Source organism: Thalassospira sp. CH_XMU1448-2, assembly GCF_037027285.1.
Taxonomy (GTDB): domain Bacteria; phylum Pseudomonadota; class Alphaproteobacteria; order Rhodospirillales; family Thalassospiraceae; genus Thalassospira; species Thalassospira profundimaris_C.
Window position 1 is genome coordinate 652,194 of record NZ_JAYMEA010000002.1, and the last position, 14,711, is coordinate 666,904.

Genomic DNA, 14,711 nt, shown 5'->3' on the forward strand with positions numbered 1-14,711 from the left:
GATAGCACGGTCAGATCGCAGTATTTAAGTCACTATTTAGCGCGCATGGCTGAAATGTCAAAACCTGTAATCACTCCAGACAAGGGTGACTTGCGTTTTGGAACGAAATGGCTCAAAACAAGCCCCAGTCAAATGGTCCAGCGGACCAGAACCAAAAAAATGCAAAGTTCAAAGTCATGAATGTTTTCAGCCTGTTGAAAAGCGACATCGAGAGCCAGATTCTCGGCCTTGAGAAAGATGGTGTTCTTCCTGCCGGTATAGACACCTCACGCGTGACGGTAGAGCCGCCGCGCGATGCGTCTCATGGCGATGCCGCAACCAATGCCGCCATGTTGTTGTCCAAGGCCGCTGGCATGAAACCACGCGATCTCGCCGAAAAGCTTGCTGAAAAACTGCGTCTGCTTGATCACATCGACAATGTCGAGATCGCAGGGCCCGGCTTTATCAATCTGCGCATGGCTGACCGGTTCTGGCTGTCACAGGTTTCCAAGGTTCTTGAAGTCGGCACAGCATATGGCGAAAGCGATCTTGGCAAGGGCGAAAAGATCAACGTTGAATATGTTTCGGCCAACCCGACCGGTCCGATGCATGTCGGCCATTGCCGTGGGGCGGTTGTTGGCGATGTTCTTGCCAACCTGCTTGCCAAGGCCGGCTATGCTGTCACCAAAGAATATTACACCAATGATGCTGGCGCGCAGGTCGATGTTCTTGCACGGTCGCTTCATATGCGTTACCGCGAGGCACTTGGCGAAGATATTGGCGATATTCCTCAGGGCCTTTATCCGGGCGACTATCTTGTCGAGCCGGGCAAGAAAATGGCCGAGCGCGATGGCAATAAATGGGTGAACGCCGCCGAAGAAGAATGGCTTGAAGAATTCCGTAGCTTTGCCATCGTCGAAATGATGGCACTGATCAAGGAAGACCTTCGCCTTCTTGGTGTGTCTCACGACGTCTTCACGTCTGAAGATGGTCTGGTCAAGGCTGGCAAGGTTCAGTCGGCTTTCGAGCATCTTGAGAAAAAAGGCGATATCTATGTCGGTGTTCTCGAACCGCCAAAGGGCAAAAAGCCCGATGACTGGGAACCGCGTCCACAAACCCTGTTCCGTGCCACCGAGTTTGGTGACGATGTTGACCGTCCGTTGAAAAAATCGGATGGCAGCTGGACATATTTTGCGTCGGACATCGCGTATCACTTCGATAAATACGAGCGCGGCTTTAATCTGATGATCGACATTTTTGGTGCCGATCATGGTGGCTATGTCAAGCGCATGAAAGCGGCAACCAAGGCGATCACGGGTGGCGAGGGTGACCTTGATGTCAAACTGTGTCAGCTGGTCAGCCTGTTTGACAATGGCGAACCGGTCAAAATGTCAAAACGCGCTGGAACCTTCGTGACGCTGCGTGACGTGGTTGAACGTGTCGGCAAGGATGTTGTGCGTTTCATCATGTTGACCCGCAAGAACGACGCCGCACTTGAATTCGATTTTGCCAAGGTTACCGAGCAGTCCAAAGACAACCCTGTCTTTTATGTTCAATATGCGCATGCACGCGTCAATTCTGTCTTCCGTCAGGCTGCTGAAGCCTTCCCCGGGCAGGATTTCTCGGATGCCACTCTGTCGGGTGCCGACCTGAGCCAGCTTTCAACCGAAGAAGAAAAACTTCTGGTTCGTCGTATGGCTGAATGGCCGCGTATCGTTGAACAGGCTGCCATTGCTCACGAACCACATCGTATTGCCTTTTTCCTGACAGAAATTGCAGCAGAATTCCATGCATTGTGGAACAAGGGACGTGACAACACCGCATTGCGGTTCATCGTTGCCGATGATCTTGATGCTACGCTGGCACGTCTTGCGATGATCCGTGCAGTTGCGACCGTAATCGCATCGGGTCTTGAGGTGCTTGGCGTCAAGCCTGTCGAGGAGATGTAAGATATGAACGAAGAATACGGCCGTGGCCTTCATGCCGAACGCGCAGAACAGTTTCCGGCTGAAAAGCCTGCGCGCAAAAGCATGCTAAAAGGTGCGATAACCGTATTCTTCGGTCTGGCTGTCGTCATTGGCGGTCTGGGTGGCGCAGGTTACTGGTTTTATAATCAGGGACAACCGATTCAGGATGACGGCAAACTGCCAATCCTGTTGCCAGACCCGGCTCCGATCAAGTTGCGGCCCGATGATCCCGGCGGAATGGAAGTCCCGCATCGCAATACCACTGTTTATGATCAGCTCAATGATGTTGATCCGGATGCCAATGTGGTGTTGCAGGAACTTCCTGATATGCCACGTGCCCCGGAAGTAGCCAGAACTCCCAAATCGCCAGATGCGGCGGCAGTTGCAGAGAACTCTGCCCAAGCAGCCGCATCGACTTCACCGGATGCAAGCGAAATCGCCGCGGTAGAACCGTCATCAGCTGTAAGTGCCCCGGCAATCAATGAGCCGGAACTGACAGATGCCGAAAAGGCTTTGGCAGCTGTTGCTGAACGTGAAGCCGAAGCAAAAAGTGCAAAGCCTGCGGCGGTGCCGGAAAAGGTGTCGTCATCGGCGGTTTCGATGAATGATTTCCGTATCCAGCTGGCGTCCGTTCGGGATGAAAGTGGTGCTTCGGCAGAATGGAAAAGATTATCGTCGAAAAACAATGACTTGCTTGGTAGTCTTCAGATGTTCGTACAGCGCACTGACCTTGGCGACAAGGGCGTGTTCTATCGTTTGCAGGCGGGGCCTTTGGCCGATGCAGCTGCGGCCGAAAAGCTGTGTAGTGATCTGAAACAACGCAATGTGGGGTGCCTCATTGTCCGGCCTTGAAGTCAAAAAGCCGCGCGCCTGTATTTTGGGTGTTGCTGGGACAGAATTGAGTAATTGGGAAAAGGGCTTCTTTCGCGAAGCCGACCCTTATGGCTTCATTCTCTTTGCACGAAATGTCGAAGACCGTAATCAGGTTCGCGCACTGACCGCGTCACTTCGCGAAACGGTGGGCAATAGCAACGTTCCGATCTTTGTTGACCAGGAAGGCGGACGTGTGATGCGGCTCAAGCCGCCGCATTGGCGCAAAATCCCGGCAGCTGGCGTTTTTGGCGAATTGTTTGACACAAACCCGGAAGATGCCCGCGAAGCCGCCTATATCAATGCACGTCTGATGGCGATGGATTTGCGTGAGGCCGGTTTCAATACAACCTGTGCGCCGGTTCTGGATTTGAGATTTCCGGGGATGAGTGACGTTGTCGGTGACCGGTCATATGGTGCCGATGTTCAGAAAGTTGTCATGCTGGCAAGTGCGGTTGCCGCCGGTCTGCTTGACGGTGGTATTGCCCCTGTTATCAAGCATATCCCCGGGCATGGTCGTGCTTCGGTCGACAGTCACAAGGATCTTCCGGTCGTTTCTGCCTCGCGTGCGGAATTGTCACGGCTTGATTTTGCGCCTTTTGTGCAGATGAAAGATGTTCTTGCTGCGATGTCTGCGCATTTGCTGTTTACAGCAATTGATGATCAGCGTCCCGGCACGGTATCGCCAACCGTGATCAATGATGTCATTCGCAGCGAAATCGGGTTCGAGAACCTTTTGATCAGCGATGACCTGTCCATGGAGGCACTTGGTGGCTCCATCGCCAGCCGTACGCACGAATGTCTGCGGGCAGGGTGCGATGTTGCACTTCACTGCAATGGCAAGCGAACCGAAATGGAAGAAGTCGTGTCAATGGCGCCACTATTGAACGGGGCTGCCTTGGTGCGGGCACAAACATTTTCCAACCAGATCGCTGCCTTTAAAACCGACGTACCGTCTGCTACGCAGTTAGCAGATTGGCGCTTGCGCCTGGCGGAATTACTTGCACCGGTCTGGCAATCCGAAGGCGCGAACACGTGAATGATATTATCGAACTGATCGTATCTGCATCGACTTGGGTCATTCCGGTTCTGTTTGCTGTTACCTTGCACGAAGCAGCGCACGGATTTGCGGCAAAGCTGTTTGGTGACGACACGGCCCAGCGCATGGGACGTCTCAGCCTTAATCCGATCCGTCACATTGATCCGGTCGGAACCATTCTGATACCCGGATTGCTGCTCGTTACAAATGCGCCGTTCCTTTTCGGCTATGCCAAACCGGTTCCGGTCGCTTTTCATCGCCTTCATCCCCAGCGTTTGGGCATTATCGGTGTGGCTGTCGCGGGACCCGCGACCAATGTGTTGCTGGCTATCGTATCAATCCTGCTTATGGTGTGGCTGCCGAATTTTTCGCCAGCAGTGAATGACTGGTTGGCAACAACGTTGAATCAGTCGATCTGGCTTAACTGTATTCTGGCCGTTTTCAACATGCTGCCGATCCCGCCGCTTGATGGCGGGCGTGTGCTGACCGCGATTTCTCCGATGCCGGTTGCGCGGGTCTTGGCGCGCATGGAAAAAACCGGCATGATCATTTTGATCGGTCTGGTCTTTTTGCTGCCTTACGTAACAGCCAAACTTGGAATTGACCTGCCGATCTTTCAATGGCTGGTGATTGAGCCGGCCAGTGGGCTGGTAAGACTCTTGGCGAATATCTTCGCCTGATTTCCACTACGAGACGGGGGCAGTCGGGGACATATGGCAGACCAGTTCGAATTGGAAATTCCGGACGAGGTGTTCGACAAGAAGCCGGTCGATGAAGACGGACCGAGCCTTGCCGAACGTTTGATCCTTGATCTAGACGGTTTCGAAGGTCCGCTTGATGTTCTGCTTGAACTGGCACGAGACCAGAAGGTCGACATCATCAAGATTTCGATCCTTGATCTGGCAGAACAGTATCTTGAATTCATCAACACGGCCCAAGGGTTGCGCCTGGAACTGGCTGCCGACTATCTGGTGATGGCGGCCTGGCTGGCTTACCTCAAATCGCGACTGTTGCTTCCCAAGCAGGAAACTGACGAGGAAGAGCTCAGTGCCGAAGAAATGGCTGAACTTCTTGCCTTCCAGCTTAAACGTCTTGAAGCAATGAAGGCAGCCGGTGAAAAGCTTCTTGAACGCCCAAACCTTGGTCGTGATTTCTTTGCGCGTGGCGCCCCCGAAGAAGTCCGCGTGACGACGGCGTCGGTCTATGATGCGTCGTTATATGATCTTCTGAAGTCATATGCGCGCATCATGTTGACATCGGAAAGCAAGACGCTCGAAATCGAGGCATTCGACCTGTATGCCATGGATGATGCCATTCAGCGTCTGCGTGATCTTTTTGGTCGACGTGTGGTCCCGACCTGGACAAAGCTTCTGGAATTCATGCCGCGCGGCTTGGGATCACTGCTGAAGGCGCGATCAGCACTCGCGGCACATTTCGTCGCAAGTCTTGAAATGTGCCGGGACGGCGAACTGGAAATTCTGCAAGAACAGGTATTTGGACCAATTCTGTTGCGTTCACCGCAAAAGCCGCGTGAGGGGGATTTGCCGCGGCCAACCGCGTCTGACGACGAGTTGATCAGGGGTTAAGGGGCAGGGGCATATAAATGAGCGATAACGCACAGCTTGAAATTGAAGGTGTCGAAAGCGCGCCTGATATTGATTTTCAGCATATTCGTATTGTCGAGGCCGTGCTTTTTGCCTCGGCCGATCCGGTCAGTGAACGCGTCATTGCGGCACGTCTGCCCGAGGGTACAGATGTCGCAGCCATTTTGAATGCGCTGTCGGAAACATATGCCGCGCGGGGCATCAATCTTAATCGTGTTGGCGAAAAATGGGCGTTCCGGACGGCGGTCGACCTTGCAGGCGATCTTCATATCGAAGTCGAGAAAGCCAAGAAGATGACGCGTGCAACCCTCGAAACGCTTGCGATCATTGCCTACCACGAACCGGTCACCCGATCCGAAATCGAGGAAATCCGTGGTGTGGCTCTATCAAAGGGGACGCTCGATATCCTTCTTGAAGCACGGTGGATCCGTCCGCGCGGACGTAAACGTGTTCCGGGACGGCCTGTGCTCTGGGCAACCACAGACGACTTTCTGGATCATTTTGGTCTTGAAAATCGCGATGATCTTCCTGGACTTGCCGATCTCAAGGCTGCGGGACTTCTTGATAGCAGACCCGGTATGGGCCGCTATGGCGCAAATTCTGATGACGATGTTTTGCCTGATCTGGTCGATGACGGCGAGGTTGCGGATGCTGTTGTGGAAGAGGCTCTTACCACGCGCAATCTCGAAGAGCTTGATGAAACAATCTATTCGGACAATCCGAACCTGATGGATGACCGGGACTTTGACAGCCAGTCAGTGTCCGCTAATGAGCTTTTTGATGAAGAAGATGACCTGAATTGATCCATCTTCTTGCATCATAGGCACGGTGACCTTAAGTTTCAGAAAGATTTCGCAAATCATTTGCACCTGCAGGTGCGCGACCATTGCAGCTAAAAGAGAATTTGAATGACCGACGGCCTTAAGATGTCGAATGTCTCGCATATGTTCGGGAAAAACCGGGTTTTGCGTGATATCAGTTTCGATGTCGCCCCCGGGGAACTTGTTTGTTTGTTGGGACCGTCTGGCTGCGGGAAGACCACGGCCCTTCGTCTTGCTGCCGGGCTCGAAAAACTTCAGGTCGGGGAAATTTCGGTGAGCGACCAGGTTGTTGCCCGTCCAGGTGATTATGTGGAGCCGGAAAAGCGTGGCGTTGGCATGGTGTTTCAGGACTATGCACTGTTCCCGCATCTCAATGTCGCAAAGAATATTGCATTCGGACTGCGCCATTTTACAGAAGCCGATCGTGGCGCTGCTGTAAAAAGGGCATTGGTGCAGGTTGGCATGGCCGATTACGAGAATGCTTTTCCGCACGAACTTTCCGGGGGACAGCAACAGCGTATTGCGCTGGCGCGTGCGTTGGCACCTACACCACGTATCATGCTGCTTGATGAACCGTTTTCAGGGCTGGATGTTGCCCGGCGTGCCGATTTGCGTGACACGACCTTGCATGTGCTGAAAAATGCCGGGATTGCGACGGTTATGGTAACCCATGACCCGCAAGAAGCCATGTATATGGCCGACCGGATCATCATCATGAACGAAGGTGAAATCATGCAGGATGGCACACCGGAGGAACTGTATTTCGAGCCGCAAAACCGTTTCGTGGCTTCGTTCTTTGGTGAAGTGAACCATTTCCCGTCAGTTGTTGCCAATGGTGCCATTTCGACCCCGGTAGGCATACTTGAAGATGTTGCTTATGCTGACGGTACGAGTGTCGATGTTCTGGTGCGTCCTGAGGGGCTTCATATTGGCAAAGCTGTCAATGGTCATGACATTCTTGCAAATGTTGATGCGGTGCGCGCATTGGGCGAGGTGAACCTGATGCATTTAACGCTTGAGTCGGGTTTCCACATCCATGCACGTGTCCCGCGGCGGTTTTCGACATTAAATCAGAAATCGGTTGCTATAACGCTTGATCCCGAGATGACCTTCGTGTTTCCTATGTCCTGATGTGACGAACTGCTCCTTGGACGAAAAACAGGGCGGACTGTCAGATTGACTATGATCAACAGATGTAAGTAGTGCCGGTTTTTAATCCATCCGTCGCATTGCACAGTGGGGGGCTTTCTGCCATTATCCGAGCACATCGCCGGAAGGCAGAATGGATCTTTGGAGATTGAAGTTATGGGTATTGGCGTTTGGCAAATCGTTCTGATCCTTGCGATTGTCCTGATCATCTTTGGCGCGGGTAAACTGCCAAAAGTGATGGGTGACATGGGCAAAGGCATCAAGAGCTTCAAAGCGGGCATCAACGAAAAAGAAGAAGATGCGGCCGCTTCGGCCAAGACCATCGAAAACACGACCTCTGCATCGGTTTCTTCCGAGAGCAAAGACAAGGATTCCGTGAAATCCTGATCGTCTGTCGGATTTCCTTCAGATAGGCGTGTCAAATGTTTGATATCGGCTGGACCGAAATGGCTCTTGTGGCCGTCGTCGCTTTGTTCGTCGTCGGCCCCAAAGAGTTACCTCATCTTCTATACAAGTTGGCAGGCTATTGGAAAAAAGTGCGCGGAATGGCACGAGAATTCCAAAGTGGCATTGATGATATCATCCGCGAAGCTGAGCTTGATGATCTGCGCAAACAGGTCACAAGTGCGCCGACCAGTGGTGCCGACTTCCTTGATAAAAGCATTGGCGCTCCAAAAAGCACCGACAAGGCTAAGGATAGTAAGGTAAAAGAACCGGAACCAAAATCCGATCCGAAAGGTGACGCTGACAAAGCCGAAACCAAGCCTGCCGCCAAGTCAAAAGCCAACGAGAGCAAAAAGAACGACCACCCGGAGAGCCAGGCGTGAACATGCAGTCGCATGACAAGCAGATGCCGATTATGGAACATCTGATCGAGCTGAGAAACCGTCTGACCTGGGCGGTTCTTGCTTTGTTTATCACCTTTGCTGTTTGCTATTATTTCGTCGAAGATATCTATGGTTTTCTCGTGCGGCCTCTGGCCAACGAGATGGGCCCGGACCGGCGCATGATTTACACTGCGTTGACCGAGGTTTTCTTCACCTATGTCAAAGTGTCGTTCTTCGCGGCCCTGTTTGTTTCTGCACCTGTGTTCTTGGGGCAGCTTTGGGCATTTGTCGCGCCGGGGCTCTATAAGAACGAGCGGTCGGCATTCTTGCCGTTCCTGGTTGCGACCCCGATCCTGTTTCTTTTGGGCGGGGCTCTTGTTTATTACTTTATTATGCCGCTTGCCTGGAAGTTCTTCCTGAGCTTTGAGCATGCGGGTGGTGATAGCGGGCTTGCCATTCAGCTTGAAGCCAAGGTGGGTGAATACCTGTCTTTGGTGATGAAGCTGATCTTTGCCTTTGGTCTGTGTTTCCAGTTACCGGTTCTGCTGACCTTGATGGCACGCGCTGGCATCGTGACGGCTGATGGATTGGCACGGCGTCGCAAATATGCGGTTGTTATTGCGTTTGTCTTTGCCGCTATCCTTACACCGCCTGACCTTATCTCTCAGGTTGGTTTGGGTATCCCGATCATCATTCTTTATGAAATCTCGATCATCATGGCGCGTATTTCCGAACGCAAAAAGCGTCAGGCCGCCGAAGATGATGAAGATGAAGGGGAAGACGATGATGTTGCCGAAACCGAAGAGGATTCTGGTGAGAATGTCGATGCTCAGGGGGCCGCAGCAGCTGCCTATGATGATGGTCAGTCTTCTCTGACAGGGGACGAGAACAAGAAAACTCCTCGACTGTCCGGACCTTCTGACAATGGCGATGGTGAAGACGATTTCAATAACGCGCGCTAGTTGGAATTGTTAACCGGAAACGTCTGATTTGGTGGGGTGGACCTGGCGTTCACCCCATCGTATAAAGCCACAAATATTTGACTGACAGGGTGCTGTTTTTATGCACGATATTAAATGGATTCGGGACAACCCCGAGGCTTTTGACGCAGCGATGGCTGCGCGCAAACAGGAAATTACTGCGGAACGTCTGATGGATATCGACGTCGAGCGCCGCAAGCTCATGACTGAGCATCAGGAAATGCTGGCGCGCCGTAAAACCATTTCCGGTGAAATCGGCATGCTTCGCAAGAAGGGCGAAAATGCCGATGAACTGATGGCTGAAATGGGCTCGCTCAAGGACAATATCAAGGATGCTGAAGACGGGCAGGCTGCTCTGAATGAGCAACTTGATCTGCTGCTGTCCTCATTGCCCAATATTCTCGATCCAGAAGTGCCGGTCGGTGCGGACGAGGAAGATAACGTTGAGGTCAATCGCTGGGGAACACCCGGCGCGTTTGATTTCCAGCCGCTGGAACATTTCGAGATCGGTGAAAAGCTTGGCATGATGGACTTTGAGGCCGCTGCCAAACTTTCGGGCTCGCGGTTTGTTATCCTGCGTGGAGGTCTTGCCAAACTTGAACGTGCTCTTGCGCAATTCATGCTGGACCTGCACACCAATGAACATGGTTACGAAGAAACCATCACGCCAATGCTGGTGCGTGACGAGGCTATGTTCGGGACCGGGCAGCTGCCGAAATTCGCCGAAGATTCGTTCAAGACAACGAATGATTACTGGCTGATTCCGACCTCGGAAGTTACCCTGACCAATCAGGTCGCAGGCGAGATCATTGATCAGGCCAAATTGCCGCTGCGCTACACTGCACTGACCCAGTGTTTCCGCTCTGAGGCCGGTTCTGCCGGGCGTGATACTCGTGGCATGATCCGTCAGCACCAGTTCTCGAAAGTTGAGATGGTATCGGTTGTCGAGGCCGAAAAGTCTGATGAAGAACTGTCGCGCAAAACCCGCTGTGCCGAAACCGTTCTGGAGCGCCTCGGGCTTCCGTACCGTACGGTTATCCTGTGCACCGGCGATATCGGGTTTTCGGCCTGCAAGACATATGACATCGAAGTCTGGCTGCCGGGACAGGGGCGCTACCGCGAGATTTCATCTTGCTCGAACACCCGTGATTTCCAGGCGCGTCGCATGAATGCGCGCTACCGTGCGGCGGGCGACAAGAAAACCCAGTTCGTTCACACATTGAATGGATCTGGCCTTGCGGTTGGTCGCTGCCTGATTGCGGTGATGGAAAATTACCAGCAGGCAGATGGTTCCATTCGGGTACCCGATGCGCTTAAGCCCTATATGGGCGGCCTCGAGGTTATTACCCCGCGCTAAGGCATGACCAGCATGATTGATCTGACCAACGCACGTATCCTGATCAGTAATGATGACGGCATTGATGCACCGGGGATCAAGCTGCTTGAAAGGCTTGCACGGGAATTTTCCGATGATGTATGGGTGATCGCGCCTTCCATGGAACAAAGCGGTGCAGGGCATTCCTTGACCCTGCGCCGCCCTTTGCGCATTCACAAGCGCGATGAACGTCACTTCGCTGTTGATGGAACGCCGACCGACTGCATTCTTTTGGGACTGCAGCAGGTCATGCGCGATACACCGCCTGACATCATCCTTTCCGGAATTAATCGTGGCGGCAATCTTGGCGAAGATGTGACCTATTCCGGGACAGTTGCAGCCGCAATGGAAGCAACCCTGCTCAATGTGCCCGCAATCGCATTTTCCCAGTATTTTTCGGGCGACATGATCGATTGGACCATTGCCGAGAAATATCTCAAGGACGTTGCAACTACCTTGGTCAAAGCTTCATGGCCCAAGGGGGTTCTGATCAACGTCAACTTCCCGGAACATGAAGCAAATGGCGGGGCAAAAGTCCGCATCTCCAAGCAGGGGCAGCGTAAAATTGGCGACCATATCGCCGAACGTCATGACCCGCGCGGGGAACCTTATTACTGGATTGGTGCCATTCTCTCGGAACTTCCGGAAGATCCGAATGCCGATCTGCGGGTGATCGAGCAGGGGCATATTTCTGTGACCCCGATCAGTCTTGATTTCACCCATTACGAGACTGTTGATAAACTGACGAAAGCATTTCCGTGAACGAGCCGGTCATTACGCGTGAATCCAGAATAGCCGATTTGCTTCAAACGCTTCGCCATGATGGCATTCATGATGAAGCGGTTTTGCGTGCGCTGGCCGAGGTCCCGCGTGAATCTTTTGTCGCCGATCCGTTCGTGAACCGCGCCTGGGAAAATGTCGCCTTGCCAATCAGCAAGGGCCAGACGATTTCCCAGCCTTATATTGTCGCCCTGATGACACAGGCCCTTGAGCTGAATGACCGGATGAAGGTTCTTGAAGTCGGCACCGGATCAGGTTACCAGGCCGCAATTTTGGCAAAGTTAGCCCGCCGTGTTTACACGCTAGAACGCCACAAGCCGCTTTTGCGGCAGGCCGAAGAGCTGTTCCGGGCTCTTGGTCTTCATACAATATCTACCCTGCACGGGGATGGCGGGCTCGGCTGGAAAGCGCAGGCACCGTTTGACCGTATCATCGTAACGGCTGCTGCTCAGGATGTTCCGCCCGTGCTGGTTGATCAGCTGGCGGTTGGGGGGATTATGGTCGTGCCGGTCGGAGAGGTCTCTCATACCCAGCTCTTGTTGCGTGTCTTGCGCACTCCAAGCGGGGTCGAGGTTACCGAGCTGATGCCTGTGCGGTTTGTTCCGATGCTGCCCGGCACCGAAGAGTTCTAACCCCACTCACAGCCAAAGAAAATCACGACAATTCCATCAATCGCTTACCGATTGTTAACGGCTGATCATTGACAATCGAAAACATGATGGAAAATTGTGTCAAACTTGCTGTTTATCGCGGAAAACGACTGCTGCTTGTCTGTGCGACAAGCGCGGCGTTAGGCGGCTGTTTGCTAAATTCTGTCCCGGTTCCGGTTGTCTATGGCGACGGGGCAAGTTACAGCCCCTACAGTATGCCTAAGCTAAAAAACGGCGAGCGCGTCATTACCGTTGAGCCGGGTGATACCGTATCCCAACTGGCGACACGTTATCGGACCGATTTCAATAGGTTTGCGTCGCGCAATGATCTTCGCAAGCCGTATGTCATTTATCCGGGACAACGTCTGGTGCTTCCTGCCTGGTCTGAGGATTCTAACAGTTCCAGCTCGACTGTCGTGGCGGCGAGCCAATCCAGCCCGAGAACAAAGACTGTTACCATCGGTGGCCAAAGGCAGGTTGTGAGTGTGCCGTTGGAACAAAGTACGCCGCGATCTCGAACCTCATCCCATACACGGACAGTGGGCGTTGCACCTCGTGAAGGTGGAAATATCCCGACACCGGGCATTAAGCCGCGCGACTATGCTGCTGATGCGCAACGTGAAATTGCTTCAGCACGCAGTTGGAAGACGGACAGCAAACCGACACCGGTTGCTGGACAAGGAAGCGATGTTCGCAAGAATGTCCCGATTGCCGAGCCGGCAGATCGCAAAGGATTTATCTGGCCGGTTCAGGGGAAAGTTGTTCTGAAATACGGGGCAGGGACTGGCGGTCTGTTCAATGATGGTATCAATATTCAGGCCAATCGCGGAACGCCAATTCTTGCTGCAGAGAACGGTGTCGTGACCTATGTCGGTAACGAGTTGCGCGGTTTCGGCAACCTTATCCTGATCAAGCATGCGGATAATTTTGTGACGGCCTATGCTCATACCGAAAACCCGCTGGTCGCACGCGGGGATGTGGTGACCCGCGGACAGCGGATTTCGAGTGTCGGTACAACCGGTGCCGTGACCTTCCCGCAACTTCATTTTGAAGTCAGAAACGGACGCAAGTCATCCGATCCTCTGAAATATCTGCCAAGTGTGATGGTCTCCAGATAAGCAAACACCCGGAACCATGTCCGGGTGTTTTTCTATTTTTGCTCGGAGGCTTGATCCGGCTAGTCGAGGGATTTACCCATCTCACCGGCGATTTCCTGAATGAACTGCCATGCGACACGACCTGAGCGGCTACCGCGTGTAACGGTCCATTCCTTGGCTCGGGCATGGAGTTCTTCGATCGGCATGTCCAGTTTGAACTCTTTGGCATAGCCTTCGATGATTTCGAAATAGACATCCTGGGAAATGTTGTGGAAGCCAAGCCACAAGCCAAAACGATCCGACAAAGACACTTTTTCTTCTACGGCCTCGGATGGATTGATTGCGGTTGAACGTTCATTTTCGATCATATCGCGCGCCATCAGATGCCGGCGGTTCGAGGTCGCATAGAAAATAACGTTCTTGGGGCGTCCTTCAATGCCACCTTCAAGAACCGCCTTGAGCGACTTATAGCTTTCATCCTGCATGTCAAAGGACAGGTCGTCACAGAACAGAACGGTTCGACGACCACTTTTTTCAAGAATGTGAAGCAGTTCAGGCAGGCTGGGAATGTCTTCGCGATGAATTTCAACCAGCGCAAGGGCTGCAGGTCGTTCAGCGTTGATTTTGGCATGCATTGCCTTGACGATGGAGCTTTTCCCTGTACCGCGCGCGCCCCACAAAAGGGCATTATTGGCAGGAAGGCCATCGGCGAAGCGTTTGGTATTGTTATAGAGAATTTCTTTTTGTTGACCGATGCCCTGCAGCAACTCGATATCAATACGGTTAACGTTGCGAACCGGCTGGAGATAGCCGGTTTCTGCCTGCCACACAAAGGCGTCTGCCGCGCCCAGATCATTTTCGGTGCGCGCTGGTGGGGCCATGCGCTCAAGTGCGGTTGCAATTCTTTCAAGTGTGGGCAGCAACTTATCGAAGTCCGTACTCATCGAAGCCTCTTGGATGTTTAATGTTCTTGGTGACACTGATGGTCGGCAAACTAGCATATCAAGCATGAAAAAGAACAAAATGTTGGCGGTCCTATCCGTCGGCACAACGTGAACGAAACCACATGTTTGCCAATTTTCATCCTTTAAGTCCGGTTCTTCCTTGCTTTGGCGTTGTACGCCGTTATATTCCGGCAGTTGATATTTTTTGTTCTGAGGAATTAGGAGTTCCTAATGTTTATTTCGACGGCTTACGCTCAGGCCGCTGGTGGTGCAGACGGTGCAGGCGCACTGATGCAGTTCGCGCCGCTTATCCTGATTTTCGTTGTTTTCTATTTCCTGCTTATCCGTCCTCAGCAGAAAAAACAGAAAGAACATAAAGCAATGCTTGGCGCGATCCGCCGTGGCGACAAAATCGTCACTGCTGGTGGCCTGATTGGCACGGTTGCCAAGGTTGTTGGCGATGACGAGCTGTCTGTCGAGATTGCCGAAGGCGTAAAAGTTAAAGTGGCACGCGGCATGGTTTCGACTGTTCTGTCGAAAACCGAACCTGCCAAAAACGACGTCAAAGATGACGAAAAAGACGAAGAAGAGACCAAAAAAGATTGATCTCTTCGCGCTAAGCAAGGCGG

General features: G+C 52.8%; 16 protein-coding genes. 15 read left to right on the forward strand and 1 reads right to left on the reverse strand.

From position 1 onward, the window contains the following. The first annotated feature begins 176 nt into the window (after positions 1-176). The 14 genes from argS (at position 177) to WA318_RS10420 (ending at position 13,159) form a co-directional block, all read left to right on the forward strand. Positions 177-1,928: an arginine--tRNA ligase gene (argS, locus tag WA318_RS10355; protein WP_336080816.1), complete on the forward strand. Its 1,752-nt coding sequence runs from the start codon at positions 177-179 to the stop codon at positions 1,926-1,928. A gap of 3 nt (positions 1,929-1,931) precedes the next feature. Next, the gene (locus WA318_RS10360; protein WP_336080817.1) at positions 1,932-2,798 is read left to right on the forward strand and encodes an SPOR domain-containing protein; all 867 of its coding nucleotides are present in this window, start codon (positions 1,932-1,934) and stop codon (positions 2,796-2,798) included. Beyond that, on the forward strand, positions 2,770-3,855 hold the full coding sequence (gene nagZ / locus WA318_RS10365) for a beta-N-acetylhexosaminidase (RefSeq protein ID WP_336080818.1): 1,086 nt from the start codon (positions 2,770-2,772) through the stop codon (positions 3,853-3,855). Before WA318_RS10360 ends, nagZ begins: the two co-directional genes overlap by 29 nt. Continuing rightward, a complete protein-coding gene (locus WA318_RS10370; protein ID WP_336080819.1) occupies positions 3,852-4,535 on the forward strand; it encodes a site-2 protease family protein in 684 nt (227 codons plus the stop codon). The genes nagZ and WA318_RS10370 overlap by 4 nt, the downstream gene beginning before the upstream one ends. A gap of 33 nt (positions 4,536-4,568) precedes the next feature. Then, complete coding sequence (locus WA318_RS10375) at positions 4,569-5,441, forward strand: segregation and condensation protein A (protein ID WP_336080820.1); 873 nt, start codon at positions 4,569-4,571, stop codon at positions 5,439-5,441. A 17-nt stretch (positions 5,442-5,458) separates the two neighbouring features. Continuing rightward, the gene (gene scpB / locus WA318_RS10380) at positions 5,459-6,262 is read left to right on the forward strand and encodes an SMC-Scp complex subunit ScpB (RefSeq protein ID WP_114099808.1); all 804 of its coding nucleotides are present in this window, start codon (positions 5,459-5,461) and stop codon (positions 6,260-6,262) included. Between the two features lie 105 nt (positions 6,263-6,367). Beyond that, positions 6,368-7,411 carry an ABC transporter ATP-binding protein gene (locus tag WA318_RS10385; RefSeq protein ID WP_336080821.1) on the forward strand — a complete coding sequence of 348 codons (1,044 nt, stop codon included), beginning with the start codon at positions 6,368-6,370 and terminating at the stop codon, positions 7,409-7,411. 174 nt (positions 7,412-7,585) lie between these two features. Next, positions 7,586-7,816: a twin-arginine translocase TatA/TatE family subunit gene (gene tatA, locus WA318_RS10390; RefSeq protein ID WP_068519123.1), complete on the forward strand. Its 231-nt coding sequence runs from the start codon at positions 7,586-7,588 to the stop codon at positions 7,814-7,816. Positions 7,817-7,851: 35 nt separating this feature from the next. Further along, positions 7,852-8,256 (forward strand): Sec-independent protein translocase protein TatB, encoded by a 405-nt coding sequence (gene tatB, locus WA318_RS10395; protein WP_336080822.1) that lies wholly within the window; start codon positions 7,852-7,854, stop codon positions 8,254-8,256. Between the two features lie 2 nt (positions 8,257-8,258). Then, positions 8,259-9,218, forward strand: coding sequence for a twin-arginine translocase subunit TatC (tatC, locus tag WA318_RS10400; protein WP_336081487.1), 960 nt, complete (start codon positions 8,259-8,261; stop codon positions 9,216-9,218). Positions 9,219-9,318: 100 nt separating this feature from the next. After that, a complete protein-coding gene (serS, locus tag WA318_RS10405; RefSeq protein WP_336080823.1) occupies positions 9,319-10,593 on the forward strand; it encodes a serine--tRNA ligase in 1,275 nt (424 codons plus the stop codon). 12 nt (positions 10,594-10,605) lie between these two features. Beyond that, positions 10,606-11,373 carry a 5'/3'-nucleotidase SurE gene (gene surE / locus WA318_RS10410; protein WP_114099832.1) on the forward strand — a complete coding sequence of 256 codons (768 nt, stop codon included), beginning with the start codon at positions 10,606-10,608 and terminating at the stop codon, positions 11,371-11,373. Between the two features lie 11 nt (positions 11,374-11,384). After that, a complete protein-coding gene (locus tag WA318_RS10415) occupies positions 11,385-12,023 on the forward strand; it encodes a protein-L-isoaspartate(D-aspartate) O-methyltransferase (RefSeq protein ID WP_404969470.1) in 639 nt (212 codons plus the stop codon). A gap of 170 nt (positions 12,024-12,193) precedes the next feature. Beyond that, positions 12,194-13,159: a peptidoglycan DD-metalloendopeptidase family protein gene (locus WA318_RS10420; protein WP_336080824.1), complete on the forward strand. Its 966-nt coding sequence runs from the start codon at positions 12,194-12,196 to the stop codon at positions 13,157-13,159. A gap of 59 nt (positions 13,160-13,218) precedes the next feature. Here WA318_RS10420 and WA318_RS10425 read toward each other — a convergent pair whose 3' ends face one another. Next, positions 13,219-14,082 (reverse strand): ATP-binding protein, encoded by an 864-nt coding sequence (locus WA318_RS10425; protein WP_114099802.1) that lies wholly within the window; start codon positions 14,080-14,082, stop codon positions 13,219-13,221. 231 nt (positions 14,083-14,313) lie between these two features. Here WA318_RS10425 and yajC point away from each other — a divergent pair, with 231 nt between their 5' ends. Then, positions 14,314-14,688 carry a preprotein translocase subunit YajC gene (yajC, locus tag WA318_RS10430; protein WP_336080825.1) on the forward strand — a complete coding sequence of 125 codons (375 nt, stop codon included), beginning with the start codon at positions 14,314-14,316 and terminating at the stop codon, positions 14,686-14,688. The last annotated feature ends 23 nt before the right edge of the window (positions 14,689-14,711 follow it).

Bases quoted from the DNA above. Each gene is read 5' to 3' on its own strand.
- argS (WP_336080816.1), top strand. From the start codon at position 177: ATGAATGTTTTCAGCCTGTTGAAAAGCGACATCGAGAGCCAGATTCTC.
- WA318_RS10360 (WP_336080817.1), top strand. From the start codon at position 1,932: ATGAACGAAGAATACGGCCGTGGCCTTCATGCCGAACGCGCAGAACAG.
- nagZ (WP_336080818.1), top strand. From the start codon at position 2,770: ATGTGGGGTGCCTCATTGTCCGGCCTTGAAGTCAAAAAGCCGCGCGCC.
- WA318_RS10375 (WP_336080820.1), top strand. From the start codon at position 4,569: ATGGCAGACCAGTTCGAATTGGAAATTCCGGACGAGGTGTTCGACAAG.
- scpB (WP_114099808.1), top strand. From the start codon at position 5,459: ATGAGCGATAACGCACAGCTTGAAATTGAAGGTGTCGAAAGCGCGCCT.
- WA318_RS10385 (WP_336080821.1), top strand. From the start codon at position 6,368: ATGACCGACGGCCTTAAGATGTCGAATGTCTCGCATATGTTCGGGAAA.
- tatA (WP_068519123.1), top strand. From the start codon at position 7,586: ATGGGTATTGGCGTTTGGCAAATCGTTCTGATCCTTGCGATTGTCCTG.
- tatB (WP_336080822.1), top strand. From the start codon at position 7,852: ATGTTTGATATCGGCTGGACCGAAATGGCTCTTGTGGCCGTCGTCGCT.
- tatC (WP_336081487.1), top strand. From the start codon at position 8,259: ATGCAGTCGCATGACAAGCAGATGCCGATTATGGAACATCTGATCGAG.
- serS (WP_336080823.1), top strand. From the start codon at position 9,319: ATGCACGATATTAAATGGATTCGGGACAACCCCGAGGCTTTTGACGCA.
- surE (WP_114099832.1), top strand. From the start codon at position 10,606: ATGATTGATCTGACCAACGCACGTATCCTGATCAGTAATGATGACGGC.
- WA318_RS10425 (WP_114099802.1), bottom strand. From the start codon at position 14,082: ATGAGTACGGACTTCGATAAGTTGCTGCCCACACTTGAAAGAATTGCA.
- yajC (WP_336080825.1), top strand. From the start codon at position 14,314: ATGTTTATTTCGACGGCTTACGCTCAGGCCGCTGGTGGTGCAGACGGT.